The sequence below is a fragment of the Bartonella sp. DGB2 genome (assembly GCF_046843095.1).
Taxonomy (GTDB): domain Bacteria; phylum Pseudomonadota; class Alphaproteobacteria; order Rhizobiales; family Rhizobiaceae; genus Bartonella.
This window is the reverse complement of record NZ_CP177329.1, coordinates 79,838-106,572: the sequence shown is the minus strand read 5'-3', so window position 1 is coordinate 106,572 and position 26,735 is coordinate 79,838. Positions and strand designations below refer to the sequence as shown.

19 protein-coding genes and 1 pseudogene are annotated in these 26,735 nt (G+C 43.1%); 9 read left to right on the top strand and 11 right to left on the bottom strand.

Features of this window, described 5'->3' with window-relative positions:
- Window positions 1–22: 22 nt before the first annotated feature.
- The 5 genes from dnaE to mnmG form a co-directional block, all read right to left on the bottom strand.
- Entirely contained in the window at window positions 23–3,571 is a 3,549-nt protein-coding gene (gene dnaE / locus ACK28X_RS09905; protein WP_412058795.1) for a DNA polymerase III subunit alpha, read from the bottom strand.
- A gap of 69 nt (window positions 3,572–3,640) precedes the next feature.
- Window positions 3,641–4,555: a ParB/RepB/Spo0J family partition protein gene (locus ACK28X_RS09900; protein WP_412058794.1), complete on the bottom strand. Its 915-nt coding sequence runs from the start codon at window positions 4,553–4,555 to the stop codon at window positions 3,641–3,643.
- A 39-nt stretch (window positions 4,556–4,594) separates the two neighbouring features.
- Window positions 4,595–5,383, bottom strand: a complete 789-nt coding sequence (locus ACK28X_RS09895) for a ParA family protein (RefSeq protein ID WP_412058793.1) — start codon at window positions 5,381–5,383, stop codon at window positions 4,595–4,597.
- A 2-nt stretch (window positions 5,384–5,385) separates the two neighbouring features.
- A complete protein-coding gene (gene rsmG / locus ACK28X_RS09890; RefSeq protein WP_412058792.1) occupies window positions 5,386–6,072 on the bottom strand; it encodes a 16S rRNA (guanine(527)-N(7))-methyltransferase RsmG in 687 nt (228 codons plus the stop codon).
- Window positions 6,072–7,928: a tRNA uridine-5-carboxymethylaminomethyl(34) synthesis enzyme MnmG gene (gene mnmG / locus ACK28X_RS09885; protein WP_412058791.1), complete on the bottom strand. Its 1,857-nt coding sequence runs from the start codon at window positions 7,926–7,928 to the stop codon at window positions 6,072–6,074. Before mnmG ends, rsmG begins: the two co-directional genes overlap by 1 nt.
- 240 nt (window positions 7,929–8,168) lie before the next feature.
- On the opposite strand from mnmG, the gene mnmE reads away from it, so the two are divergent.
- Complete coding sequence (gene mnmE / locus ACK28X_RS09880; protein ID WP_412059119.1) at window positions 8,169–9,497, top strand: tRNA uridine-5-carboxymethylaminomethyl(34) synthesis GTPase MnmE; 1,329 nt, start codon at window positions 8,169–8,171, stop codon at window positions 9,495–9,497.
- A gap of 31 nt (window positions 9,498–9,528) precedes the next feature.
- On the opposite strand, the gene gloB is transcribed toward mnmE, so the two are convergent.
- The 5 genes and pseudogenes from gloB to dapF form a co-directional block, all read right to left on the bottom strand.
- Window positions 9,529–10,296 (bottom strand): hydroxyacylglutathione hydrolase, encoded by a 768-nt coding sequence (gene gloB, locus ACK28X_RS09875; RefSeq protein WP_412058790.1) that lies wholly within the window; start codon window positions 10,294–10,296, stop codon window positions 9,529–9,531.
- A gap of 56 nt (window positions 10,297–10,352) precedes the next feature.
- Entirely contained in the window at window positions 10,353–10,970 is a 618-nt protein-coding gene (locus ACK28X_RS09870; RefSeq protein ID WP_412058789.1) for a septation protein A, read from the bottom strand.
- A pseudogene (gene ftsY / locus ACK28X_RS09865) lies at window positions 10,960–11,895 on the bottom strand (signal recognition particle-docking protein FtsY); the annotation flags it as partial. The pseudogene ftsY and the gene ACK28X_RS09870, both read right to left, overlap by 11 nt.
- Before the next feature lie 296 nt (window positions 11,896–12,191).
- Complete coding sequence (gene mtaB, locus ACK28X_RS09860) at window positions 12,192–13,559, bottom strand: tRNA (N(6)-L-threonylcarbamoyladenosine(37)-C(2))-methylthiotransferase MtaB (RefSeq protein ID WP_412058788.1); 1,368 nt, start codon at window positions 13,557–13,559, stop codon at window positions 12,192–12,194.
- On the bottom strand, window positions 13,560–14,468 hold the full coding sequence (dapF, locus tag ACK28X_RS09855; protein ID WP_412058787.1) for a diaminopimelate epimerase: 909 nt from the start codon (window positions 14,466–14,468) through the stop codon (window positions 13,560–13,562).
- Window positions 14,469–14,657: 189 nt separating this feature from the next.
- On the opposite strand from dapF, the gene ACK28X_RS09850 reads away from it, so the two are divergent.
- The 8 genes from ACK28X_RS09850 (at window position 14,658) to lpdA (ending at window position 25,743) form a co-directional block, all read left to right on the top strand.
- Window positions 14,658–15,245 (top strand): AprI/Inh family metalloprotease inhibitor, encoded by a 588-nt coding sequence (locus ACK28X_RS09850; RefSeq protein ID WP_412058786.1) that lies wholly within the window; start codon window positions 14,658–14,660, stop codon window positions 15,243–15,245.
- A gap of 15 nt (window positions 15,246–15,260) precedes the next feature.
- Entirely contained in the window at window positions 15,261–16,403 is a 1,143-nt protein-coding gene (gene zapE, locus ACK28X_RS09845) for a cell division protein ZapE (RefSeq protein ID WP_412058785.1), read from the top strand.
- A gap of 254 nt (window positions 16,404–16,657) precedes the next feature.
- Window positions 16,658–17,629, top strand: a complete 972-nt coding sequence (mdh, locus tag ACK28X_RS09840; RefSeq protein ID WP_412058784.1) for a malate dehydrogenase — start codon at window positions 16,658–16,660, stop codon at window positions 17,627–17,629.
- Between the two features lie 84 nt (window positions 17,630–17,713).
- Window positions 17,714–18,910 carry an ADP-forming succinate--CoA ligase subunit beta gene (sucC, locus tag ACK28X_RS09835; protein WP_412058783.1) on the top strand — a complete coding sequence of 399 codons (1,197 nt, stop codon included), beginning with the start codon at window positions 17,714–17,716 and terminating at the stop codon, window positions 18,908–18,910.
- A 1-nt stretch (window position 18,911) separates the two neighbouring features.
- Window positions 18,912–19,814 carry a succinate--CoA ligase subunit alpha gene (gene sucD, locus ACK28X_RS09830; RefSeq protein ID WP_412058782.1) on the top strand — a complete coding sequence of 301 codons (903 nt, stop codon included), beginning with the start codon at window positions 18,912–18,914 and terminating at the stop codon, window positions 19,812–19,814.
- A gap of 206 nt (window positions 19,815–20,020) precedes the next feature.
- Window positions 20,021–22,993: a 2-oxoglutarate dehydrogenase E1 component gene (locus ACK28X_RS09825; RefSeq protein WP_412058781.1), complete on the top strand. Its 2,973-nt coding sequence runs from the start codon at window positions 20,021–20,023 to the stop codon at window positions 22,991–22,993.
- 26 nt (window positions 22,994–23,019) lie between these two features.
- A complete protein-coding gene (odhB, locus tag ACK28X_RS09820) occupies window positions 23,020–24,195 on the top strand; it encodes a 2-oxoglutarate dehydrogenase complex dihydrolipoyllysine-residue succinyltransferase (protein ID WP_412059118.1) in 1,176 nt (391 codons plus the stop codon).
- Between the two features lie 141 nt (window positions 24,196–24,336).
- The gene (gene lpdA / locus ACK28X_RS09815; RefSeq protein WP_412058780.1) at window positions 24,337–25,743 is read left to right on the top strand and encodes a dihydrolipoyl dehydrogenase; all 1,407 of its coding nucleotides are present in this window, start codon (window positions 24,337–24,339) and stop codon (window positions 25,741–25,743) included.
- Between the two features lie 83 nt (window positions 25,744–25,826).
- Here lpdA and prpB read toward each other — a convergent pair whose 3' ends face one another.
- On the bottom strand, window positions 25,827–26,732 hold the full coding sequence (gene prpB, locus ACK28X_RS09810) for a methylisocitrate lyase (protein ID WP_412058779.1): 906 nt from the start codon (window positions 26,730–26,732) through the stop codon (window positions 25,827–25,829).
- Between the last annotated feature and the right edge of the window lie 3 nt (window positions 26,733–26,735).

The window sequence follows — 26,735 nt, the reverse complement described above, 5'->3', positions numbered from 1 at the left end:
CGGGGTTTGATACTGCGAAAAGCTAGATAAGCGCTACATCTACAACGCCAAACACAGCCTTCAAAGCCCCCGCAAGTTGGGGATTCACGCGGTAACGCCCAGGCAATAAAACCTCCACTTCACGCGCACCATTATCTTGAATTAAAATTATACTAATCTCCCCATCCCCCTCTTTATTTGCATTAGCCGTAATGGTCTGAGCAAGTGTATCTAATACATCACTATTGCGGATGAAAATATGTATCGTTTTATGAAAACGTTCAGCAGCGCTTTCTAATGAGCTTACGGTTTGCACGCGCAAACCCACCCCTTCGGGGCGGTTTTCTGCCGCCACGCTTACTACTACCGACCGCCCTGGCTCCAATTGATCACCAAAAGCCTCAAGCCCTTCCGAAAACAAAACCGCTTCATATTGGCCGGTAGGGTCAGAGAATTGGACAATAGCCATTTTTTTACCAGAACGCGTTTTACGAATCTGCTTAGTAGCTACCGTACCAGCTAAGCGCCCTGCTTCAGCGCCCTTTTGCACCATACGAGCAAAAGTCTCCCATGTCTGTACCCGCGTATTTTCTAAAACTTTTTGGTATTCATCCAAAGGATGGGCAGATAAATAAAAACCCAATACTTGGAACTCGCGGTGCAGTTTTTCCGCAGGTGCCCATGGCTTTGCCTTTGGTAAAAGGAGCGCCTCTTTAGCGGAGCCCGCCATACCAAACATATCCACTTGACCACTTCTATTATCCTCTAAGACACGGGCAGCCCGCGCATGCATTGCGTCAACTCCCGCCATTAATATTTCCCGTGAGGTACCAAAACAATCCAAGGCACCCGCTTGAATCAAGCTCTCTAAAACACGCCTATTAACGATACGAGGATCAATCCTTTCGCAAAAATCGGCAAGATCCTGAAAAGGCTTATCTCCTCGGCACTCTACAATATGATCAACCGCTGGTTCACCTACGCCCTTAATCGCGGCAAGTGAATAATAAATACAATTTTCGCCTACCGCAAAAGCGCGACACGAGGTCTGAACTGACGGGGGAATAACAGCAATTCCCAATCGCAAAGCATCGCGCCGAAAATCATTTAATTTTTCGGTATTGGCCATATCATAGGTCATGGTCGCCGCCAAAAACGCTACGGGGAAATGAGCTTTCATATAAGCCGTCTGATAAGAGACAATTGCATAAGCAGCAGCATGCGACTTATTAAAACCATAATCAGCAAATTTTGCTAAAAGGTCAAAAATCGCATTTGCCTGTCTAGCATCGATATGCCGTTCCACCGCCCCGTCAACAAAGCGGCTACGTTGCTGCTCCATCTCTGATGCGATCTTCTTCCCCATGGCACGGCGTAAAAGATCAGCCTCCCCTAGCGAATAACCAGCTAAAACTTGGGCGATTTGCATGACCTGCTCTTGATAAACGATCACCCCTTGAGTTTCTTGCAAAAGATGATCAATCTGCGGATGAATAGAAGCGATTTCCTCTTGACCATTTTTACGGGCGTTATAAATCGGAATATTATCCATAGGACCAGGCCGATATAAAGCCACAAGCGCAATAATATCCTCAATACAGTCGGGCTTCATGCCCAGCAGCGCCTTACGCATCCCCGCGCTTTCCACCTGAAAAACGCCCACTGTTTCGCCCTTCGCTAAAAGCGCATAAGTAGCTTTATCATCAAGAGGTATTTGAGACAAATCAATAGATATGCCCTTTTGAGCTACGAAATCTACGGCTGTCTTTAAAACCGTCAAGGTTTTTAAGCCTAAAAAATCAAATTTCACGAGCCCAGCCTGCTCAACATATTTCATATTGAACTGCGTTACAGGCATATCAGACCGCGGATCACGATACATAGGAACTAACTGCCAGAGCGGCCTATCTCCAATCACTATCCCTGCTGCATGGGTTGAGGCGTGACGGTATAATCCCTCTAATTGCAAAGCAATATCCAAAAGCCTACCAATAAGAGGCTCCTTTTTTTGCTCTTCCAAAAACTTAGGCTCATCCTTAATAGCGGTAGCAAGTTCAGTATTACTGCCCAATTTAACCGGAACCAATTTGGTTAAATAATCCACCTGACGGTAAGGCATTTCTAATACCCGCCCCACATCGCGCAAAACAATACGCGCTTGCAATTTTCCAAAAGTGATGATCTGCGCTACTTGGGAACGCCCATATTTCTGCTGGACATATTGAATCACTTCCTCGCGACGGTCTTGACAAAAATCAATATCAAAATCCGGCATAGAAACCCGATCTGGATTCAAAAAACGCTCAAACAGCAGTGAAAAGCGCAAAGGATCAATATCAGTAATCGTTAGCGCATAAGCAACAAGAGAACCAGCCCCCGACCCCCGCCCTGGCCCTACGGGGATGCCCTGCTCCTTAGCCCATTTAATAAAATCAGCAACAATAAGGAAATAGCCTGGAAATTGCATTTTTACAATAACAGAAAGCTCATATTCCAGCCGTTCTTCATAATCTTTCAGTGTATAAGAAGCGGCAGGCCCTATAGTTTCTAGGCGCTTTTTAAGCCCTTCTTTTGCTTGTTTTCTAAGTTCTTCTGCTTCAAGAACCAACGCATCCACAGTCTCGCCAACGCCCTGCGCACCGCGCGCTATATCTTCTGAGCTTTGGCCTGTAAAACGTGGCAAAATTGGCGAACGTGTCTGTGCATAAGTATGACAACGCAGTGCAACCTCCACACTATTATCAAGTGCTTCAGGTAAATCAGCAAAAAGTAACGCCATTTCCTCTTGCGATTTTAGATAATGATCTGGCGTCACACGCCTTCGCTCCGGATTAGATACAATCTGCCCTTCAGCTACTGCCAATAAGGCATCATGAGCTTCATAGGCTTTTGGCGTTGCAAAAAATGCTTCATTGGTTGCAACAATTGGAACGCTCTGTCGATAAGCCAACTCCAGCATTTTGGCTTCATGCACTTGATCATAAGCCCCATGTCGATGTAATTCAATATAAAGACGATCCCTGAAAGTATCCTTTAGTAAATTAAACCGCGCCATAGCGCGGCTAGGCTTATCCTCTTTAAATGTTTTATCTATTGGCCCATTAAGGGGACCGCCTGACAAAGCAATAATTCCTTCCGCCGCTTCTTGTAACCAAGATGCCTTAATATGCGGTGCATCTAAATCAGCCTTTTCTAAATAAGCACGACTTACCAAATGCACCAGATGCTCATAACCTTGCTGGCTCGCTGACAATAGGACAAGTGAAGGAAAATCTACCGCAAACCGCGCCCGTTGTGAACGTACATCATCAGTCCCATCCTGAAAATCTATCGCCAATTGGCAACCGATGATCGGCTGTATTCCTTCCTTTAAACAAGTTTGAGAAAATTCTAACGCACCGAACAAATTATTCGTATCTGTAATCGCCAATGCTGGCATCGCATCATTTACCGCATGCTCAACCATCTGCTTAACTTTTAGAGCGCCCTCAAGTAACGAATAGGCCGAATGAACACGTAAATGAATAAAACGCGGCTTCGTCTGCCCCGTATTTTTTGTGTCATTATTTTGTGAATGGGGAACCTTTTCCACGCTCTACCCTCTATTCTTCTCAGGCCTTTTTAACTATAGGGACTAAAATCAGCATCAGCAATTATAGCCTTAATTTTGTAAACGGCGACAAATATCGTCCAATTCATCAAGCGAATTATAATGAATCTTCACATCCCCACCCTTTTTGCCATGTTTAATTACTACCTTCATACCAATAACATCGGCTAATAATTTTTCCAAAGATTGGGTTTCATTATCCTTTTGCGGAGTGGTCAAAACCCGACCCACCTTAGCTAAAGGCTCTTGTAACAAGGCCTCAGTTTGGCGTACCGAAAGCCCTTCCCGCAAAATCCGATCTGCCAAAGCTTGCGGATTGGATGCGTTGATCAAGCAGCGCGCATGCCCTGTTGATATTTTTTCCTCTACCAATAATTGTTGCACAAAAGCTGGTAACTTTAATAATCTTAAACTATTCGCTAAATGGCTACGGCTTTTCCCCAGAAGCTGTGCAAGATCGTTTTGACTATAGTCATGCCCGTCAATCAAAGCTTGATAGCCCTGTGCTTCTTCTATGGGATTAAGATCGCTACGTTGAATGTTCTCGATCAATGCTAATTCTAGTGCAGTGCGATCATCAACTGTACGAATCAAGGCAGGTATTTCCGTAAGGCTGGCTCGTCTTGCAGCCTGCCAACGCCGCTCCCCAGCAATCAATTCATAAAAATGAGGGTCATCTTTTGCTGGCCGTACAATAACTGGTTGTACAACGCCGTATTGGCGTATTGATTGTGCAAGCTCCTCCAAAGCATCTTCTTTAAAATGACGTCTAGGATTATGAGGATTGCGTCTAATCTGCGCTACCCTAATTTGTACAGCTGTACCTTCACTCTCAGACTTAGAAATAGCAAGCGTTGCATTGGGTGTAGCTAAAGGACGTACTGGCGTCTCTAAAATGCTATCAATATCACCAATCAAAGCAGCTAATCCACGCCCTAATCGTTTTTTTGCTTGTTCTTCACTCATATACCACCTTCCCAGATCTCACTATTAAGCCTCTATACTCTATACCAAAGCGCGCTCGCGCTGAATCACCTCAGAAGCCAATTGTAAATAAGCTTGGCTTCCCGTACATTTTAAATCATAAAGTAAAGCCGGCTTACCAAATGAAGGCGCTTCAGATACCCGTACATTACGCGGAATCAAAGTTTTATATACTTTGTCGCCCATAAAAGCGCGTACATCATCGACCACTTGATTGGCTAAATTATTGCGACCATCATACATAGTTAAAACAATGCCTTGGATTTCCAACTGTGGGTTTAAAGCACTACGGACTTGTTGCACAGTCTCTAACAATTGGCTTAAACCTTCAAGCGCTAGAAACTCGCATTGTAACGGCACTAGAACAGAATCGGCAGCGCCCATAGCATTCAAAGTCAAAAGGTTCAATGAAGGCGGGCAATCAATCAGCATATAGCTAAATTTTTCTACCACCTCTTGGTCAAAACGCAATGCTTTGCGTAACCGCTGGATTCGATCACGTTCAGGCGCTATTTGCATCTCTACTCCCAAAAGATCAAGGGTAGAAGGAACGATATAAAGATTAGGAACCTCCGTCGCCAAAGCAGCTTTAGCTGCAGATACCCCTGAAACCAAGACATCATAAGACGAAAGAGCACGGGCATTGCGATCAATTCCTAAACTTGTACTGGCGTTACCCTGCGGATCTATATCCATCAATAAAACTGATTCACCGATAGCGGCTAAAGCGGTAGCGAGATTAATGGCAGTCGTGGTTTTTCCCACACCTCCCTTTTGATTAGCAACGGCGATAATCCGTGTTTTTTTCATAATTAATCTCCACCCCTATCTTCTTTTCTTCGCCCTAGCCATTCATCACACCCGTCCTTAGGTCGCACATACCCCACGTCCAAAATTACTGATTTCGGATCAATTTCGCTATGATAAATCTGTAATTCAAAGTCCCACTCTGCCCTAGCTTGACAAATCTCAGCCGCATGCTCGCACCCTTTTTGCCAAAGGGTTGTAGCCCCTTGATTAATCCAAACTGCACTTAGCGCCAACAATTGATTGAATGGAGCTAAAGCCCGCGCAGTAATAACCTCTGGACAGGGAAGTTCTTGACGCACCACCTCAATACGACCATGATGCACTTTAATAGGCAGTGCTAACTCGGCACCAACATGGCGTAAAAATGCTACCTTTTTGCCATTGCTCTCAATTAAATGTACTTTCCCCCCACCTCGATGTTTTAGAAAAATAGCTAAAACCAAAGCTGGCATCCCGCCTCCGGAACCCAAATCATACCATAAAGATGCTTTAGATTTAAGAGGATATAACTGGGCACTATCCAGAATATGCCTTTGCCAAAAAGTAAGTACTGCCCCTTGGGCTATCAAATTGATAGATTTTTGCCACTTTAATAACAAGCGCTCATATGCCAATAAATCAGTAAATATTTTCTCTGATAGAGAGGGAATGAGCGCATATAAAGCGCTGTATTTTTCTGCTTCTTCCATCACGCAATTTTCCGTAAGCGTTGAATATGCGTAATAAGCAAAGATAAAGCTGCAGGCGTCATCCCATCAATTTTTTGCGCTTCAGCCAAATTACGGGGAGCGCGTGCGCGTATTTTCCCCTTCAATTCATTAGATAGGCCGGAGATTTTTTCAAAGTCCAAATTTTCAGGTATCAATAATTGTTCTTGGCGTTGCAACGCGGCAATATCCTGTTCTTGCCGCTCTAAATACACCGCATATTGCGCCTCAATTTCTAAAGCTTCTGCTATTTTTTCTGGCAATGCACATAATTCCGGCCAAATTTTCGATAACCTTTTCACATCCATATCTGGATAAGCTAGAAAATCATAAGCTGAGCGCCGTTGGCCATCGCGATTAACAGTTAAGCCATAATTCTGTGCTTCATTAGGGGTAAGCGCTAAGGATTGACTTAAATGCCGCGCCGCATCCAAAGCGTCTTTTCGACTTTGGTAACGTTGCTCACGTATCTTGCCCAAAATACCCCACTCTTTTGCTTTAGGAGTCAAACGCATATCAGCATTATCTGCCCGCAAGGACAGACGAAATTCTGCCCTTGATGTAAACATCCGATAAGGCTCTTGAACACCGCGATGAATTAAGTCATCAATCATAACACCTATGTAAGCCTCTGTGCGTTTAAGAACAACGCCCGCGCCGCCCCCGCTTATCCGCGCCGCATTCAAACCAGCCAAAAGACCTTGGGCCGCTGCTTCTTCATAGCCAGTTGTACCATTGATCTGCCCTGCAAGAAACAACCCCGGAATAGTACGTACCTGCAAAGTAGCATCTAATTGACGTGGATCTATGTAATCATATTCAATTGCATAACCTGGCTGTAAAAGCTCTACTTTCTCCAAACCTTCAATACTACGTAAAAAGGAAACTTGACACGATTCAGGAAGGGAAGTGGAAAGGCCATTAGGATAAATTGTGTCATCATCTAAGCCTTCTGGCTCCAAAAAGATTTGGTGTCCATCACGCTCTCCAAAACGCACGATTTTATCCTCAATAGAAGGGCAATAACGCGGACCTATGCCTTCAATCGCCCCTGAATACATAGCCGAACGATGAATGTTTTCTTGAATAATAGCATGGGTTTTTTTATTGGTACGGGTGATTGCACAATCAATTTGCGGCTGTTGTAGTTGGTCGGTCATTAATGAAAAGAATTCTGGCTTTTCATCAGCATGTTGTTTTGGGAGCCGATCCCAATCAATAGATTTTTTAGATAAACGTGCAGGAGTTCCCGTTTTTAACCGCCCTAAAGGTAAAGCCAACCGCCGCAAAGTATCAGCCAAGGATTCACTAGCATTTTCTCCCATGCGCCCTGCAGCCCATGTTTTTTCTCCTATGTGAATTAAACCGCGCAAAAAGGTTCCACTCGTCAAAACCACCGCTGGTGCTTTTATTATACCAGCGTTTTTTAAAACAACGCCCGTTATCTGTTGTTTTTTAAACAAAAGATCAACAACTTCATCACCAATCAAATGTAAATTATTTTGTTGACGCAGAAGATTCTGCATCATTGACCTATACAATTTCCGATCTGCCTGCGTGCGAGGCCCCCGAACCGCCGCACCTTTGCGCCGATTTAACAACCGAAATTGGATACCAGCTGCGTCAGCAACACACCCCATAAGACCATCTAACGCATCAACTTCACGTACTAAATGCCCTTTTCCTAAACCGCCAATAGCTGGGTTACATGACATGGTGCCAATCATTTGTAAATCATGACTGACTAAAGCGGTTTTTGCCCCAAATCGTGAAGCAGCTGCGGCTGCTTCACAACCCGCATGGCCTCCACCGATAACTACCACATCATATTTCTGCATATGCCACCCTATTAACACGATGTTTCACGTGAAACATCTTTATCAATTTAACTATCAATATACAAGCCATAGCTCTCTCATAAATCACAATTTGGGATACACATTAAATGTTTCACGTGAAACATTTAATGTTTTTACAGAAATCCTATGCCTATAAATTTGCCTTTACCAACAGACATAATTAAGGATAAAAGAGCTAATATTAAAAGCTTCCAATTACATAGGGTTGTTATGGAAACTATGCATGAAACAATTTTTGCCCTTTCAAGTGGGATTTTACCATCCGGGGTGGCGGTAATCCGTTTATCAGGAAAAGAAACTCGTACAGTTCTAGAAAGTCTAGGCGGGGGAAAAATAACCCCGCGCTTCATGCATTATCGCGTCTTAAAAAATAAAAAAGGCCAAGTTTTAGATCACGGACTTGTGGTTTATTTCCCGGCTCCTCATAGTTTTACAGGAGAGGATTGCGGGGAGTTTCACCTCCACGGCGGCAAAGCGGTGGTCAATCGCTTTTTGGACGAATTGCTTACATTTAACAATTGCCGCCTAGCAGAAGCAGGTGAATTTTCCCGCCGTGCCTTCGCCCTAGGCAAGATAGATTTAACTCAAGCTGAAGGACTGGCTGATTTAATCGCAGCTGAAACAGAAAGTCAACGTCGTTTAGCCATCATGGGAGCCAGCGGCGAATTAGCTACACTTTATCGCAATTGGCGAAAAAAATTAATCCGAGCCCGCGCAATGATCGAAGCTGAGCTTGATTTTTCAGATGAAGAAGACATACATGAAGAACTAAGTACTCCTATTTGGGCTGAAATAGCCGCCCTTACCGCCTCAATCAAAGCACATGTAGAAGCAGGTGAACGCGCTGGCGCAATGCGTGATGGTTTAAAAATCGTACTTGCTGGCGCACCAAACGCTGGAAAGTCTAGTATTATCAATAGATTAACTGGAAGACTTGTTGCTTTAGTTACCCCAGAAGCAGGAACAACCCGCGATGCTTTAGAAGTACGTTTAATTTTAGAAGGCATCCCCTTGCTAATTACCGATACAGCAGGCCTACGAGAAACCACAAATACTATTGAGCAACTAGGGATAGAAGCAGCCCACCGGCGCATAGAAGAAGCAGATCTCATCCTCTTAGTAGAAGATATATATAACCCCAAACCTATCGCCCTACCCTCGGTTTCTGCTCCCATATGGCGCTTAGGTAATAAATTAGACCTCGGCACGCTTTCAAACAAAGATAAAATAAAAAGACGACCCTATGACTGTGTCTTTTCAGCACTAAATGGGGCAGGGTTTAATACATTTATAGATAAATTAGCAGCTTTTTGTAAAGAAAAAATCACATTTATCGGTGAGGCTGTACCAGCGCGCAAACGACAGCGGGAATTGCTGTTAACCAGTTGCCGAGAAATGGAATCTGCTTTGGGGATGACTGGCTATGATTTAAGCTTAAGAGCCGAACATTTACGCCGCGCCGCCGATACTTTAGGCCGCATAACTGGAGAGATTGATGTTGAAGATTTGCTAGATGTTATCTTCTCAGAATTTTGCATTGGGAAATAATCATCCCTACGTATAGGCTCCTTTGCCAATTTTAGATATGAAATTGGTCTTTTAATTGACGGATCCTAGCAAAAACAATTTCGTCAGAAGCATCAACCAAACCAAGATTTTGGCGAATTTTAGGGCTATCCCATCGCAAAAAAGGGTTGGCGGCCTTCTCAGCCCCAAGGCTTACAGGCAATGTATAAACCCCGTTGGCTCGTTGCTGATTGATTTCACGCAAGCGATTCTGCAAAATATAGTTATGAGGCTCAATCTGCAAGGCAAAGTGAGCATTGGCCTGACTATACTCATGACCGCAATAAAGTTGTGTTTGATCGGGCAACGCACGCAATTTGGCTAAGGAAGATTGCATAAGGCAAGCATCTTTAGTAAAAAGCCGCCCACAACCTAAAGAAAACAACGTGTCGCCGCTGCATAAAATTTCTTCTCTTTCAAAATAATAACAAACGCTTTCCCGCGTATGGCCTGGCGTCGCTATTACCCGTACAGTGCTATCTTCAAAAAAAAGAACCTCGCCATCTTGGACATAATAATCAAATAGAGGAAGATTAGAAGATCTAGGAGCAGGTCCATATACCGAAACCCCACCTAAATCCTGCAAAGCCCCTACCCCTTCCACATGATCATAATGGTGATGAGTGAGCAAAATTGTATCAAGGCACCAACCTCGCCTCTCTAAAGCGGCCTTGATAGCAAACGCATCTGGGGCATCAATGCTAATTGTGTAGCCGCTCTGTTCATTATGCAATAAGAGACCAAAATTATCATCTCTACACAAAAATAACTCAATCAGCATGTCTCCTCCTAAAGCGCAAAGGTTATTTTAGTCGCTATTGCCTTATTTAGCGAGCCTTACTTCTTTGTCAGACTATGCTTTAATAAAAGTGGCATTTGACTCGCCACAAATAAAAGAGTGATAGGCATAATACCAAAAACTTTAAAATTTGCCCAGAAATTATCGCTAAAATTACGCCAAACCACTTCATTCACCACCGCCAAAAATACAAAAAAATACGCCCAGCGCTGAGTCAATTTTCGCCATCCTTCTTCCTCCAATTGAAGGGCGCCGCCAAAAACATAACGCAAAAGCGGCTTTTTAAGCCATAGACCTACAAAGAGAGCCATAGCAAAAAAACTATTAATAAGGGTTGGTTTCATTTTTATAAAAACATCATTATGAAGCCAAAGGGTAAGAACTCCAAAAAATAAAACAAAAATGCCAGAAATGAGCGGCATAAAAGGAATTTTGCGGCAAATGATCCAAGACGCTAAAAGAGACAAAGTAATAGCTACCATAAAGAGAGCAGTGGCAGGAAAAAGCGGTTTATCAAAACCATAAAAAAAAGGCACATTTTTAATCAACCAATCGCCACGATAATTAGCCGCAAAAAAAACCAATAAAGGACCCATTTCTAGAATAAATTTCAAACGGGGAGAGGGTGTTTTTTCAAGACTTTTATTAAGCATCATCGTTTCCTATATTTCCAACAATCGCTTCAGCAAATTGAGCAGCCGAAAATGGTTCTAAATCCTCAACCCCCTCTCCCACACCAATAAAATAAACAGGTAATTGATGCTTAGCGGCAATAGAAACCAAAATACCACCACGCGCCGTCCCATCCAATTTGGTCATTACTAAACCATTCACCCCTGCAACATGATGAAAAATATCTACCTGATTTAAAGCATTCTGCCCCGTGGTAGCATCAAGCGTTTGCAAAACCGTATGCGGCGCCTTCGGATCATGTTTACGAAGAACGCGGATCATTTTAGCTAGCTCATCCATCAGCTCAGTTTTATTCTGAAGACGCCCTGCACTATCAATCAGCAAAACATCTACCCCAGCCTGTTTAGCTTTTCCATAAGCCTCATAGACTAAACTAGCTGCATCAGCGCCTAAATGGCTACTAACTACAGGCGCGCCCGTACGATCGCCCCAAATATGCAATTGTTCAATCGCTGCGGCCCGAAACGTATCACCCGCCGCAAGCATAACTTTAAGGCCTCTAGCCGTTAATTTTGCGCTAAGTTTTCCAATCGTGGTAGTCTTTCCCGTGCCATTCACTCCCACAAGTAAAATAACGTGTGGCCTATGGGCTAAATCTAATTCAAGAGGCTTAGCAACTGGTTCTAATACTTTGGTAATCTCGCTTTGCATAAGAGCGCACACCTCAGCTGCTGTTATGTTTTTACCATAACGCCCCGCCGCGAGATGATCACAAATGCGGCTGGTGGTTTCAAAACCAAAATCAGACTGCAGTAAGATATCTTCTAACTTCTCCAAAGTCTCGCTATCAAGTTTTTTTTGGGTAAAAATCGCTACGATAGATTGACTCAATTGCCGTGAAGAACGAAATAAACCACGTTTTAAACGTTCCAACCAAGAAAGTGACGACGGAATAGCAGCTGCCGTTAACGCTTTTTCTGGCAAAGGGGGCAAAGTATCAGAGACTATAGGCTGCGGCAGATGTGTTTCAGAGGTAAATGTATTAGCGTTAGCTACTTTTTGAGTCTCAAGATAAGCTTCATAAGGGGTAAGCAGTCGTACATCTGAAGAGTCTGTAAAGATTGGATCCCTCTGCTCTAAAGGAGAGATATCTTCTTTAGGGGGCTCCTCGTTGATTTTAGGGCTCTGTTTGCCAAAAGAAAAGAGTTTTCCCATAAAGGTTTTCGCCATAATACTATCCTATATCATATCGCCGCTGGGGGATGAGACTCCACGGGAATGGCTAAGAGCTTTTCATGATCATAGCCAATAATATCAACTAAAACCATACGGCCGACCCATTCTCTAGTTTTAGCACGACTGGCATCCCCTACTTCGGCCTTTAGAGCATTTATAGATGAAAATTTAACAATGGGGGGTTTTATTATTTCTGCCAACGTATAATTGGCCGTACGCCCCAAACAATCACGTTCTACCAATAGGGTTTGGCGCGTATAATTTAAAGAAGCAAGGTGCTTTTGATAAGCTTTTTTCCCCGCCTCACGTAAAATATGTGCCCGCTCTTTAACGATTGCACGCGGCAAAATCGGCATACGCGCAGCAGGTGTGCCTATACGCGGGCTAAAAGGAAAAACGTGTAAATGGCTAATTCCGCATGCATCAATCAAATCAAGGCTTTTTCTAAACATAGCCTCTGTCTCGGTAGGAAAACCAGCAATGAGATCTGCTCCAAAAGCCATATCAGGGCGCTTTTTACGCAAATTTTGACAAAACTCAATCGCCTGCTCACGGCTATGGCGACGTTTCATACGCTTTAAAATAAGGTTATCCCCTGCCTGCAATGAAAGGTGTAAATGCGGCATAAGGCGCGGATGAGAAGACAAAAGATCAAATAGCTCTTCATCTACCTCAATGGAATCAATCGATGATAGCCTAAGGCGCGCTAGATCTGGTACGTGTCGTAATATTGTATCAACCAGTTTTCCCAATCGTGGTTTTCCTGGTAGATCGGCCCCATAACTAGTTAAATCAACTCCTGTTAAAACTACCTCATGATAGGATTGAGCATGCAAATGTTTGATCTGTTCGACTACCGCTCCTATAGGAACAGAACGCGAAGGCCCCCGTCCATAAGGAATAATACAAAAAGTACAGCGGTGATCACAACCATTTTGCACTTGTACGAAAGCACGACTGCGACCTTCAATATGGCTAACCATATGCGGAGCGATTGCCCGCACCTCCATAATATTATTCACCCGCGATTTTTCGTACAAGTTCACGCCAAAATCTGGCAATTGCCGATAAGAGTAAGCGTGTAATTTATCTTCATTACCAAGGATCAAATCTACCTCGGCCATATTTTCAAACTCATCGGTAAAAGCTTGTGCAGCGCAGCCACTTACAATAATTTTTGCTTTAGGATTTTCTCTTCGGGCTTTACGGATAGATTGCTTAGCTTGCCGAACAGCCTCTTGTGTGACGGCGCAAGTATTAAATACAATAGCGCCATGCTCTAAGTCATCAAGTCCCGCTTTTTTACTTTGATCTCTAATGACCTCAGATTCATAAGCATTAAGGCGGCACCCAAAAGTGACAATTTCAGTGGCCATTTAAGAGGCATCCTTATTTTCGCTAATATAATAATCACCCGTTTGGGGATTAAGCTGACCACTAAATTCCAAGCTTGTTGGTCCAATCATACAAACATGTTGGTCATTTTTCCATAAAATAGATAAAAACATCCCTGTTTCCATCCACCCCCGATGAGTAGCAAAATAAACATCAACCCCGCTATCCCTTGAGCTAGGTTCCAACAGCCCGCGCCGATGAGCACTTACCACAGCAGCACAAGCGGCGCTTCCACAAGCTTTTGTTAAGCCAGCCCCACGTTCCCACGTGCGCATATGCAAGGTTGTCTCACTGCTTTTAGACACAATGGATACATTACACCGCTCTGGAAAAAAAGGATGGTGTTCAATCAATGGCCCGTAAGTATCAAGAGGAAAATCATCAATCGGTTGGTCAAGGAAATAAATAGCATGAGGATTTCCCATTGACACAAGTGTGGCGTCGCTAAGCGGCCCAGCCCCGATAGGCGCATGGACAGTATCACACGCTTGGCTAAGTGGAATTTCTTGCCAAAGAAAACGCGGCGCCCCCATATCAACGCTGACCAACCCAGTAGGCGTGCGCATAGCATGCAAAAGACCCGCTTGGGTTTGAAAAGTAAAAACTTCGCCTCGATTTTGCTGATACAACCATTCAACCACACAACGCGTACCATTACCGCAAGCTTGAGCCAAACTACCATCAATATTATAAATACTAAGGGCATAGTCGGCTTTTGGATCATTTGCTGGATAGATCGCCATAATTTGATCAAAATGCATCATACTATCCTGAGCCAATTGAGTAATAGCCTGAGGATGAAAAACTGCAGAATTTTCACCCATATCAGCAACAATAATTTTATTACCAAGTCCATGCATTTTGCTAAAAGCAATCATCTCTTTAATCATAGTTTGAACAGCCCTAACCTGCCGAAAAAGCGAAAAACCGCCCATATAAAAATGAATAATTATATTTTAGAGCAATCTTTAAGGCTTTTATTTAACAATTTTCGACTTATAATGTCTATTAAAAACTAAAACGGCCATATTTAACGATGGCGATTAACCCCACAAAATGGGATAGCAGAGAGATTAGCGATGACAAATTTGGCTAAAAATAGGAAAGAAGCGGCCTATTTGGTAAGCATGCTTATGATAATGAGCTTATTAGCTGGTTGTGCGCCGCTGACAAGCGAGCGGCTTGCTAGTCCCCCCCCGCGAGTTATTTTACCTGTACAGCCAGCTATTGTTGCTTCGGTTGAACAAGAAAACCTCCCTCCCATTTCTGCAAATCAAACTGCTGCCGATACCATAAAAGAAATACCTGATAGCCAAGACGACAAAAATCCATTACAAAGTAGTCCACAGGAAGCTACTTTGTTTGCCGCTGCACCCCCTTCAGCACTGGCTTTAAGCCCACTCGCCGTTGCAGGAGTTTGGCAAGCGTCAACCCCCAATGCTTCCTGTAGAATTGCTACACCACAAACCAAATTTGGTCGTGGCTTTCGCGCTGCCCCTCTCCATTGTCCACCAGAAATTGCACAAATCACATCTTGGGGAATAGATAGTCGTCATTTACAATTTTATGATAAAAGTGGAAAAACTATAGCTAGCCTTTACAGCCAAACACAAGGCCATTTCTATGGCAAAACATTATTAGGTACCCCTCTACACTTAGATCGCTGACCTATGGGACAGTTCATGATCCGTGCGCATTATGAAAAACTTGTCAAAGATGGTGATATTCGTTTTGACAATAAACAACTACAAATTGTTGAAGCTTTTGATAGGTTAAGTCAACAATTACTTAAAGGCCAAAAAGGACCTTTTTGGAAGCGTTTTTTTGCAAAACCTCTGGAAAAGCGCGGACTCTATATTTATGGCCATGTAGGCCGTGGCAAAACTATGCTAATGGATTTATTTTTTTCTTCTCTCCCGCTAAAAAGAAAGCGACGCGCACATTTTAACGATTTTATGATTGATATTCATCAACGCATCAAAGCCCATCGCACTTTATTAAACCAAGGCAAAACCAAACAAAAAGACCCTATTGTCGCCGTAGCAGAGACACTCGCATACGAAACAGAACTTTTATGCTTTGATGAATTCAGCGTGACCGATATCGCCGATGCTATGATCTTAGGTCGCCTTTTCACAGTCCTTTTTCAAAAAGGCATTGTATTGGTGGCCACCTCCAATGTTGTTCCTGATCAGCTTTACTCCAACGGGCTTAACCGCGGATTATTTTTGCCTTTTATTGATGTTTTAAAAAAACATACCACTGTTATTAACCTTGACGCTGATATTGATTATCGTTTGGAAAAAAAAGGTAATATCCCTATTTATATCAGCCCACTTGGAGAAAAAACAACAGCTCTAATGGACAGCCTTTGGGCAGAATTGTGCCGCGGCAAATGTGAAACAAAACGCAGCCTTATCATAGCAGGCAGGCCCCTTTTTATTGCTCGGAGCGTGGGTGATCAAGTCCGTTTTTCCTATCAAGAACTCTGTGCCGCTCCGCTTAGCACCCAAGACTATTTGGCGCTTAGTAAAGAATTTGAAACCTTTATGCTTGATGATATACCCATCTTCACAGATAGTCGCCGCAATGAAGCAAAACGCTTTATTCTACTCATTGATACGTTATATGATAGCCATAAACGCTTAATTCTAAGTGCGGCCGCTCCCATCAATGATCTCTATCAAGGACGCCAAAAAAACACTGAACGCTTTGAATTTGAACGCACCCAATCGCGCCTATTTGAAATGCAAAGCGCCGATTATTTAAAAAAGTTTTCACCTTTAGGTGCACAAGTCGTTCATTCCTCTTTGGTTTTTACATAAAAGATACCGGAATCGTTCAATTTTCGTCTGCCTTATACCCCAATATTAGACGTTTACGTAAACTGTATCTTATATAAGATATTGAAATAATTATACTAACAATAAAAAATTGTATTTTTTTTAAAACAGCCTATCAATACATAGACCTAAAATAAAAGAGGTGAAGCGGTAAATCTGAAAAGGTATGATAGCGATTAATTACTTTCAAAAACGCAACATATGATAAATATCAGCAAACGGGAATTGAGGATAGAATGAAACAAACGTCACGAAAGAAAATTGCATTGATCGGGGCCGGTATGATTGGTGGAACCTTAGCCCACTTAATTGGCTTAAAAGAATTAGGAGATGTTGTTCTCTTTGATATTGCAGAAGGCATTCCAACGGGAAAAGGGTTAGATATTGCACAATCCTCGCCTGTTGATGGATTTGACACCCATTATAAAGGTAGCAATGATTATGCTGCAATCAAAGGCGCCGATGTAGTAATTGTAACAGCTGGCGTTGCGCGTAAGCCCGGTATGAGCCGAGATGATCTTTTAGGCATTAACCTCAAAGTCATGGAACAGGTGGGTGAGGGAATAAAAACTTATGCTCCTGACGCTTTCGTTATATGCATAACCAACCCTTTAGATGCTATGGTTTGGGCTTTGCAAAAATTTTCAAACATCCCATCACACAAAATTGTAGGCATGGCTGGCGTTTTGGATTCAGCACGTTTCCGCTATTTTTTGGCCGAAGAGCTTAATGTATCCGTAAAGGATGTTACCGCCTTTGTATTAGGCGGCCACGGAGATACAATGGTGCCTTCTGCTCGTTATTCTACCGTAGCGGGTATTTCTTTACCTGATCTAGTAAAAATGGGCTGGCTCAGCCAAGAGCGTCTTGATCAGATCATTCAACGCACCCGCGATGGTGGAGCAGAAATTGTCTCCCACCTTAAAACTGGTTCGGCTTATTATGCACCTGCTGCATCCGCCATTACTATGGCAGAAGCTTATCTCAAAGATAAACGGCGGGTTCTACCTGTGGCCGCTTATCTTTCTGGTGAATATGGGGTACATGGTACTTATGTAGGTGTTCCGGTTGTTCTAGGCGCAGGTGGAGTAGAAAAAATAATTGAAATTGACCTCACCAGCGAGGAAAAAACTGCTTTTGATAAATCTGTTGCCGCGGTTCATAGTCTATGCGCTGCCTGTGCGGAGATCGCCCCACAACTAAAATAACCCGCCATTGTTTAATTAGCACAAAACTTAAATAAATCTGGGCATGCCTCTTTGAGATAAGCCCCATTATGAAGGGAAAAATGAATGAATATCCATGAATACCAGGCAAAGCGTCTGCTTCATGAATACGGTGCCCCCATTGCCAACGGGGTAGCTGTCTATTCGGTAGAACAAGCTGAAGAATGGGCAAAGAAGTTGCCTGGGCCGCTCTACGTAGTCAAAAGCCAAATCCATGCAGGCGGGCGTGGCAAAGGTAAATTCAAAGAACTTGGAGACGATGCAAAAGGCGGCGTTCGTTTGGCTAAATCTGTGACGGAAGTCGTAGAAAATGTCAAAGAGATGCTCGGAAAAACTTTAGTTACCAAACAAACAGGTCCAGAAGGTAAACAGGTAAACCGCCTTTATATTGAAGATGGGGCAGATATCGCTCAAGAGCTTTATCTTTCACTTTTAGTGGATCGGGCAAGCGGCTGTATTGCTTTTGTTGCATCAACTGAAGGGGGAATGGACATTGAGGCTGTGGCTGAAGAAAGCCCTGAAAAAATCATAACCGTGCTCATTAATCCAGAACACGGCGTTAGAGAAGAAGAAGCTAATAAATTATGCGATGCTTTGGCTCTACAAGACTTAGCTCGTGAAGATGGTTTAAGACTCTTCCCCATTCTCTATAAAGCATTTTGTGAAAAAGATATGAGTCTTTTAGAGATCAACCCTTTGATCGTTATGACAAACGGCCATCTTCGCGTTTTGGATGCCAAGGTTTCTTTTGATAACAACGCTCTTTTCCGTCATGGTGACCTTTTAGCTTTACGTGACCTATCAGAAGAAGATCCTAAAGAAATTGAAGCTTCAAAACACGACCTTGCTTATGTAGCCCTTGATGGTAACATCGGCTGTATGGTCAATGGGGCGGGATTAGCCATGGCAACCATGGATATTATCAAACTCTATGGCGCAGAGCCGGCTAATTTTCTAGATGTAGGCGGAGGAGCCTCTAAAGAAAAAGTGACCAATGCTTTTAAAATTATCACCGCTGACCCTAATGTAAAAGGAATTTTAGTAAATATTTTTGGTGGTATTATGCGTTGTGATATTATCGCTGAAGGTGTAATTGCTGCCGTTAAAGAAGTGGGGCTAAAGGTGCCTCTGGTTGTTAGACTTGAAGGAACCAATGTGGAAAAGGGTAAGCAATTAATTGATGAAAGCGGTCTGAACTTGATTGCTGCCGATGATTTAGATGATGCAGCACAAAAAATTGTCGCGGCGGTAAAGGGAGCCTGATATGTCGATTTTAATCAACAAGGACACTAAAATTCTTGTCCAAGGATTGACCGGCAAAACCGGCACATTTCATACTGAACAAGCTTTAGCTTATTATGATACCAAAATGGTTGGGGGGGTAAATCCAAAAAAAGGCGGAGAAAAATGGACCGCGCAAAATGGCAAAACCCTACCGATTTTTTCATCTGTACATGAAGGAATGGAAAAGGTGGGGGCTGATGCCACCGTTATCTATGTTCCGCCTGCTGGTGCAGGCGCTGCTATTATTGAGGCTATCGAAGCCGAAGTACCTCTGATTATCTGTATTACTGAAGGCATTCCTGTAATAGATATGGTCAAAGTGAAGGCGCGGCTTGCGCAATCAAACTCGCGCTTAATTGGTCCAAACTGCCCAGGGATTTTGACTCCCGATGAGTGCAAAATTGGTATTATGCCAGGCTCTATTTTCAAAAAAGGATCAGTAGGTGTCGTTTCTCGTTCAGGTACTCTAACCTATGAAGCGGTTTATCAAACAAGCCAAGAAGGGCTTGGACAAACTACCGCCGTGGGTATTGGTGGAGATCCAGTTAAGGGAACAGAATTTATCGACATTTTAGAAATGTTTCTAAAAGACGAAGAAACACAATCCATTGTGATGATCGGCGAGATCGGTGGATCAGCCGAAGAGGAAGCTGCACAGTTTTTACTTGATGAAAAAAAACACGGTCGTCACAAACCAATGGTTGGTTTTATTGCAGGACGCACAGCTCCAGCAGGTCGCACAATGGGACATGCTGGCGCGGTGATTTCTGGAGGTAAGGGCGGTGCAGAAGATAAAATTGCAGCTATGGAAGCCGCTGGTATACGCGTAGCACCATCGCCCGCCCAGCTTGGAAAAACTTTAGTTGAAGTTTTAAGGGGCTAAGTACACACTGTGAAGGGTCTATAACGGCCCTTCACAGAATATAAAGCCGAAATGCGGATAGACAATCAATCTTTGGTCTATAAGCAAAAATATACGCTAATACGACCCCCAATCCATTAGGGCGAGACCATCAATAAAGGCCAAAGGTGCTTTAATAAACGCCTTAACGGCACAAAAAACAGGAGCGGGATAAACCCGAAAACACTATGGAACGGCGAGATCAAGCAAACGCGCTTTTTGCCCAAACAGCTTTCCTCTATGGCGGCAATGCTGATTATATCGATAAGCTTTATGCCCAATATCAACAAGACCCAAGCGCGGTAGATCCGCAGTGGAAAGTCTTTTTTGATAAATTAGCAGAAAAACCAGAAGACGTTATGAAAAGTGCCCAAGGGGCTTCATGGACGCAGGCTAATTGGCCGCAGAGAGCACAGGGCGAGTGGGTTGCAGCCCTTGATGGCAATTGGGCAGAAGTCGAAAAACATGTTGAAAAGAAATTGAAAGAAAAAGCTTTACCAACAGCTGACTTGATACAAGCTACCCGCGATTCCCTACGAGCTTTAATGCTCATTCGTGCCTTCCGTACCCGCGGCCATCTTCATGCCAATCTTGATCCTTTGCAATTAATGGAAGGGCCTGAAGATTATAATGAATTATCGCCACAAACCTATGGGTTTACACCTGTTGATTATAACCGAAAGATATTTATTGATCATGTTTTAGGGCTTGAATACGCCACTATCCCTGAAATGTTAGAAATTCTACACCGGACCTATTGTTCAACTATCGGGGTTGAATATATGCATATTTCTGATCCTGCGCAAAAAGCTTGGATTCAAGATCGAATAGAGGGGCCAGATAAACAAATCTCCTTTACGAATGAAGGAAAAAAAGCCCTTTTGGCAAAATTAATCGAAGCTGAAGGCTTTGAACAATTTCTTGATATTAAATATAAAGGTACCAAACGCTTTGGTCTGGATGGTGGTGAAGCCCTGATTGCCGCTTTAGAACAAGTGATTAAACGTGGGGGATCCTTAGGAGTGAAAGAGATTGTCCTGGGGATGGCACACCGCGGGCGTTTGAATGTCCTTTCACAAGTACTACAAAAACCACACAGAGCCATTTTTCATGAATTTAAAGGCGGCTCTTATAAACCCGATGATGTGGAAGGCTCAGGCGATGTGAAATACCATTTAGGATCTTCTTCCGATCGGGAATTTGATGGCAATCTTGTACACCTTTCTCTCTTGCCTAACCCATCGCACCTTGAAATTGTTAATCCCGTAGCCATTGGTAAAGTCCGCGCTAAACAAGACCAGCTGGTAGGTCCAACCCGCAGTGATCAAGTGGATATCGCAGATCGTGCCCAAATCCTGCCGCTTTTGATCCACGGCGATGCTGCTTTTGCAGGTCAAGGCGTGATTCAAGAAATTTTCGGGCTATCAGGGCTTAAAGGTTACCGCGTCGCAGGCTCAGTCCATTTTATTATTAATAACCAGATTGGTTTTACAACCAATCCGCGTTTTTCACGTTCCTCGCCCTATCCTAGTGATGTAGCAAAAATGATTGACGCCCCTATTTTTCACGTCAATGGGGACGATCCAGAAGCCGTAGCCTTCGTATCCCGTATTGCTATAGAATTTAGGCAGATTTTTCACAAACCTGTAGTGGTAGACATGTTTTGCTATCGCCGCTTTGGCCATAATGAAGGGGATGAGCCATCTTTTACCCAACCGTTGATGTATAAAGCTATCCGCGGACATAAGACAACCCTTGAACTTTACAGCGATAAGTTGATTAAAGAAGGATTGATCAGCGCAGATGAAGTGGATACACAAAAAAAAGCTTGGCGACAAAAATTAGAAGAAGAATTTGAAGCTAGTGCTTCCTATAAGCCTAATAAGGCCGATTGGCTAGATGGAACATGGACGGGACTAAAAGTTGCTGATAACGCCGATGAACAACGCCGTGGTGCCACAGGTGTTCCAATAAAAACTCTAAAAACCATTGGGCAAAAGCTAATTACAATCCCTTCTGATTTTAAAGTACACCGAACCATTCAGCGTTTTTTAGACCAGCGCGCCCAAATGTTTGAAACAGGAGAAGGCATTGATTGGGCTACTGCCGAAGCTTTGGCTTTTGGTTCACTTTGCTTAGAGGGTTCGCCTGTGCGGCTTTCCGGCCAAGATGTAGAACGAGGAACCTTTTCCCAGCGCCATTCGGTGCTCTATGACCAAGAAAACGAAGATCGTTATATCCCACTTAATAATTTACAAAAGGGTCAAGCCCTTTACGAAGTTGTTAATTCTATGCTCTCAGAAGAAGCCGTTTTAGGTTTTGAATACGGCTATTCATTAGCCGAACCACGCGGACTGACTTTATGGGAGGCTCAATTTGGCGATTTTGCCAATGGAGCCCAAGTAGTTTTTGACCAGTTTGTTTCTTCTGCTGAACGCAAATGGTTAAGGATGTCGGGACTTGTTTGTCTATTACCACACGGATTTGAAGGGCAGGGGCCCGAACATTCTTCTGCACGGCTTGAGCGCTATTTACAGCTTTGTGCTGAAGATAATATGCAAGTTGCCAATTGTACAACACCTGCAAATTACTTTCACATCCTGCGTCGGCAAATCAAGCGTGACTTCCGCAAACCTTTAATTTTGATGACGCCGAAATCGCTCTTACGCCATAAACGCGCTGTTTCCTCTTTATATGAAATGGGCGTTGATAGCACATTCCACCGGCTTTTATTAGATGATGCTCAACAAAGTGAACATGGTAAAGCTATTCGTTTACAAAAAGATAGTAAAATACGCCGCGTTATTCTTTGTTCTGGAAAAGTCTATTATGACCTTTATGAAGAACGAGAAAAACGTGGCATTGATGATATTTATATCTTAAGGGTCGAACAGCTTTATCCCTTCCCAGCAAAAGCTTTAGTTACACTTTTATCACGGTTTTTGCAGGCAGAAATTGTCTGGTGCCAAGAAGAGCCTAAAAATATGGGGGCTTGGTCATTTATTGAACCTTATCTGGAATGGGTTCTAGCTCATATTGGCGCTCAATATCCCCGCGCCCGCTATGCTGGACGAGCTGCCAGTGCTTCACCAGCTACAGGACTTATGTCGAAACATTTAGAACAATTAGCAGCGTTTTTAAATGACGCGCTAGGTAATTAATTATATTAAATTGAATGGAAAAAATCATGGTAACTGAAATTCGTGTCCCTACTTTGGGGGAATCCGTAACCGAAGCAACTATTGGTAAGTGGCTAAAACAAGTAGGGGAAACTGTTCTTGCTGATGAGCCTTTGGTGGAACTAGAAACTGATAAAGTCACTCTTGAAGTGCCGGCCCCCGCGGCAGGAGTTTTGAACAAAATTCTTACCAAAGAAGGTGAAACCGTAGAGCTTGGCGCACTTTTGGGGATTATTCAAACCAACGGTGCAGCTATCTCACCGACAGCACCACAATCCTCCATTGCGCCCGCTAATGTAGAAAATAAAATGCCTACGGCGATGCCGCCGGCTCCCTCAGCAGCCAAACTCATTGATGAACAAAACCTTCATGCATCTTCTATTAGTGGTTCAGGTAAGCGTGGGCAAATCCTTAAATCAGATGTTTTAGAAACCATAACCGTACCTAAACCTATAGAGGAAAACACGCCTATTCGCTCTAATTCCAACCGAGAAGAGCGGGTAAAAATGACCAAATTGCGTCAAACTATTGCTCGGCGTCTTAAGGATGCGCAAAACACCGCTGCTATGCTAACCACTTTTAACGAAGTGGACATGACAGCTGTTATGGATTTACGCAAGCGCTACAAAGATGTTTTTGAAAAAAAACATGGGGTAAAATTAGGTTTTATGGGCTTTTTCAGCCGCGCTATTTGCCATGCTTTGCATGAACTACCAGCCATTAATGCCGAAATAGATGGCACTGATATTGTTTATAAAAACTATGTCAACTTAGCAATCGCTGTTGGTACCGACAAAGGGCTTGTGGTTCCTGTCGTACGCGATGCTGATCAGATGTCTATTGCTGAAATTGAAAAAGAAATAGGTCGCCTTGGACGCTTAGCACGCGATGGTAAATTAGCCGTTGCAGATATGTTGGGCGGTAGTTTTACCATTACCAATGGCGGAGTTTATGGCTCTTTAATGTCAACCCCCATTTTAAATGCACCACAATCGGGAATTTTAGGAATGCACGCCATTAAAGAGCGCGCTGTTGTCGTAGCAGGACAAATTGTTATCCGGCCTATGATGTATTTAGCACTCTCTTATGACCACCGCATTGTTGATGGCCAAGAAGCTGTAACCTTCTTAGTAAGGGTAAAAGAAAGTTTGGAAGATCCTGAGCGTTTGGTTTTAGACCTTTAAACCACGATGATTAAAAATCTAAACTATACGGATCGATGCTATGTATCGATCCTCAAAGGTTATAAATCTATCCTCTTAAATTAACCACTTTTAAGATAGATTTAAAAAATTAAAAAGGCCTTAGAGGCGAAAGGATAAAGTATGTCTTATGATGTTGTAGTCATTGGTGCAGGCCCTGGCGGTTATGTTGCGGCGATTAAGGCTGCACAATTAGGACTTAAAGTAGCTATTGTGGAAAAGCGTACAACTTTAGGTGGCACGTGTTTAAACATTGGCTGTATACCCTCTAAAGCTCTTTTACATGCCTCTGAAACCTATGCAGAAGCCAAACATGGCTTTAATAGCTTAGGAATAAAACTTGGCGAAGTGGGTCTTGATCTTGCGGAAATGATGAAACACAAACAAAGTGTTATAGACTCCAATACCCAAGGAATTGGCTTTTTGATGAAGAAAAATAAGATTGATACTTATCAAGGCCATGCAAAAATTATTGATGCAGATAATATATTGGTATTATCTGCTAGAGGTGAGCAAATAAATCTAAAAAGCAAAAACATTATTATTGCTACCGGATCAGACGTGGCTCCTATACCAGGGGTGAAAGTAGAAATTGATGAAAAAGTAATTGTATCTTCTACGGGTGCTTTGAGCCTAGACTGTGTACCAAAAACAATGATTGTAATCGGTGCTGGCGTAATTGGCTGTGAACTAGGCTCTGTCTGGAGCCGACTTGGAGCCGATGTCACCATAATTGAATATTTAGATAAACCTTTAGGGACAACTGATATTGAGATTTCAAATCATTTTCAAAAACTTATGGAAAAGCAAGGGCTAAAATTTCAATTATCGACACAAGTAACTAAGGTGGAGCGTCTTGAAAAAGGTGCGCAGGTGGTTTCTACCCCTCGAGCAGGTGGTGGAGAGCAAGAAAAATATGCCGATATTGTGCTTATTGCAACGGGGCGGCGCCCATATACTCAAGGTTTAGGTCTTGAAGAAATAGGGATTATCTGTGATTCAGCAGGCCGCATTACCGTAGATCAGCATTGGCGTACCAATATCCCTAACATATATGCCATTGGTGATGTCATAAAGGGCCCTATGCTAGCTCATAAAGCAGAAGAAGAAGGTGTAGCGGTTGCTGAAATTTTGGCTGGCCAAAGAGGTCATGTTAATTTTACAGTTATTCCTAGTGTTATATATACGCAACCAGAAGTAGCTAGTGTTGGCCAAAGCGAAGAAGAACTTAAAGCGGCAGGAATTGCTTATCGTATAGGTAAATTTCCTTTCACTGCTAATGGCCGCGCCCGCTCCATGCAAAAAGCCGATGGCTTTGTTAAAATCTTAGCAGATACCGTAACTGATAAAGTTTTAGGGGGGCATATTATCGGCTTTGGAGCAGGAGAAATGATCCATGAAATTGCTGTATTAATGGAATTTTCTGGCGCATCTGAAGACTTGGCGCGTACCTGTCATGCCCACCCCACTATGTCAGAGGCGGTACGTGAAGCTGCTTTAGCTACCTTTGCTAAGCCATTACATATGTAACATAAAAATTTAGCTTAAAAGCATAAGAGCCACATTGATTTATAGATCAATGTGGCTCTTTAAAAAAGATTTTTATTTTCTTTTTAAGAAGGCAATACAGTTTTTATAATAGACGCATCAAGAGCCTCATAATCGTGAAGACCAATAGTTTCATAAAGTTCGGCCCTTGTTTGCATCTCTCCTAAAAGCGTTTGGGTTGAGCCGTTTTCTTTAAGCGTTTTATAGAGTTTAGCTTGCGCATAATTAGCAACACGCAAAGAAGATACAGGCCAAATTACCATCTTATAACCCATTTCTTCAAATTCTGCCGCAGTAAAAAAAGGTGTTTTACCAAATTCCGTCATATTAGCGAGAAGGGGTACACCTTCCAACCTTTTAGCAAATTCGATAAACATATCGCGCGTTGTTAAAGCCTCAGGAAAAATAGCTTCAGCGCCCGCTTCAACATAAAGTTTAGCGCGGGCAACAGCCGCCTCAAGACCTTCGCTTGCCACAGCATCAGTGCGAGCGATTAAAAAAAGATCACGTTTTGCTTTGGCTGCAGCAGCTACTTTAGCGGCCATATCCTGCGCGTCAACGAGCTTTTTATCATTTAAATGGCCACATTTTTTTGGCAAAAGCTGATCTTCTATATGAACAGCGCCAGCGCCAGCTTCTTCAAAACAGCGAACCATATGCATAACGTTAAGCGCTTCACCATAACCAGTATCGCCGTCAACCAAAACTGGTAATCCAGAAGCGCGCGCAATTTGACGAATAAAAAAACTAACTTCATCAACGGTAAGAATACCTAAATCAGGTATTCCCATAGAGGCGCTCATCGCCGCACCGGAAAGATAAAGTCCTTCGAAACCCGCGGCTTTAGCTTGAAGTGCCGCCATACCATTATGGCTACCTGGAAGGCAGAAAATACCACCCTCACGCACTCTTTGACGAAAACATTGGCCTCTTGTTTGCATAGATACTTCACTGGCTACAAGATAGGACATGGC

Coding starts and splice junctions, on each gene's coding strand:
- ACK28X_RS09900 (WP_412058794.1), bottom strand. CDS start 4,555: ATGAGTGAAGAACAAGCAAAAAAACGATTAGGGCGTGGATTAGCTGCT.
- ACK28X_RS09895 (WP_412058793.1), bottom strand. CDS start 5,383: ATGAAAAAAACACGGATTATCGCCGTTGCTAATCAAAAGGGAGGTGTG.
- rsmG (WP_412058792.1), bottom strand. CDS start 6,072: ATGGAAGAAGCAGAAAAATACAGCGCTTTATATGCGCTCATTCCCTCT.
- mnmG (WP_412058791.1), bottom strand. CDS start 7,928: ATGCAGAAATATGATGTGGTAGTTATCGGTGGAGGCCATGCGGGTTGT.
- mnmE (WP_412059119.1), top strand. CDS start 8,169: ATGCATGAAACAATTTTTGCCCTTTCAAGTGGGATTTTACCATCCGGG.
- gloB (WP_412058790.1), bottom strand. CDS start 10,296: ATGCTGATTGAGTTATTTTTGTGTAGAGATGATAATTTTGGTCTCTTA.
- ACK28X_RS09870 (WP_412058789.1), bottom strand. CDS start 10,970: ATGATGCTTAATAAAAGTCTTGAAAAAACACCCTCTCCCCGTTTGAAA.
- mtaB (WP_412058788.1), bottom strand. CDS start 13,559: ATGGCCACTGAAATTGTCACTTTTGGGTGCCGCCTTAATGCTTATGAA.
- dapF (WP_412058787.1), bottom strand. CDS start 14,468: ATGATTAAAGAGATGATTGCTTTTAGCAAAATGCATGGACTTGGTAAT.
- ACK28X_RS09850 (WP_412058786.1), top strand. CDS start 14,658: ATGACAAATTTGGCTAAAAATAGGAAAGAAGCGGCCTATTTGGTAAGC.
- zapE (WP_412058785.1), top strand. CDS start 15,261: ATGATCCGTGCGCATTATGAAAAACTTGTCAAAGATGGTGATATTCGT.
- mdh (WP_412058784.1), top strand. CDS start 16,658: ATGAAACAAACGTCACGAAAGAAAATTGCATTGATCGGGGCCGGTATG.
- sucC (WP_412058783.1), top strand. CDS start 17,714: ATGAATATCCATGAATACCAGGCAAAGCGTCTGCTTCATGAATACGGT.
- sucD (WP_412058782.1), top strand. CDS start 18,912: ATGTCGATTTTAATCAACAAGGACACTAAAATTCTTGTCCAAGGATTG.
- ACK28X_RS09825 (WP_412058781.1), top strand. CDS start 20,021: ATGGAACGGCGAGATCAAGCAAACGCGCTTTTTGCCCAAACAGCTTTC.
- odhB (WP_412059118.1), top strand. CDS start 23,020: ATGGTAACTGAAATTCGTGTCCCTACTTTGGGGGAATCCGTAACCGAA.
- lpdA (WP_412058780.1), top strand. CDS start 24,337: ATGTCTTATGATGTTGTAGTCATTGGTGCAGGCCCTGGCGGTTATGTT.
- prpB (WP_412058779.1), bottom strand. CDS start 26,732: ATGTCCTATCTTGTAGCCAGTGAAGTATCTATGCAAACAAGAGGCCAA.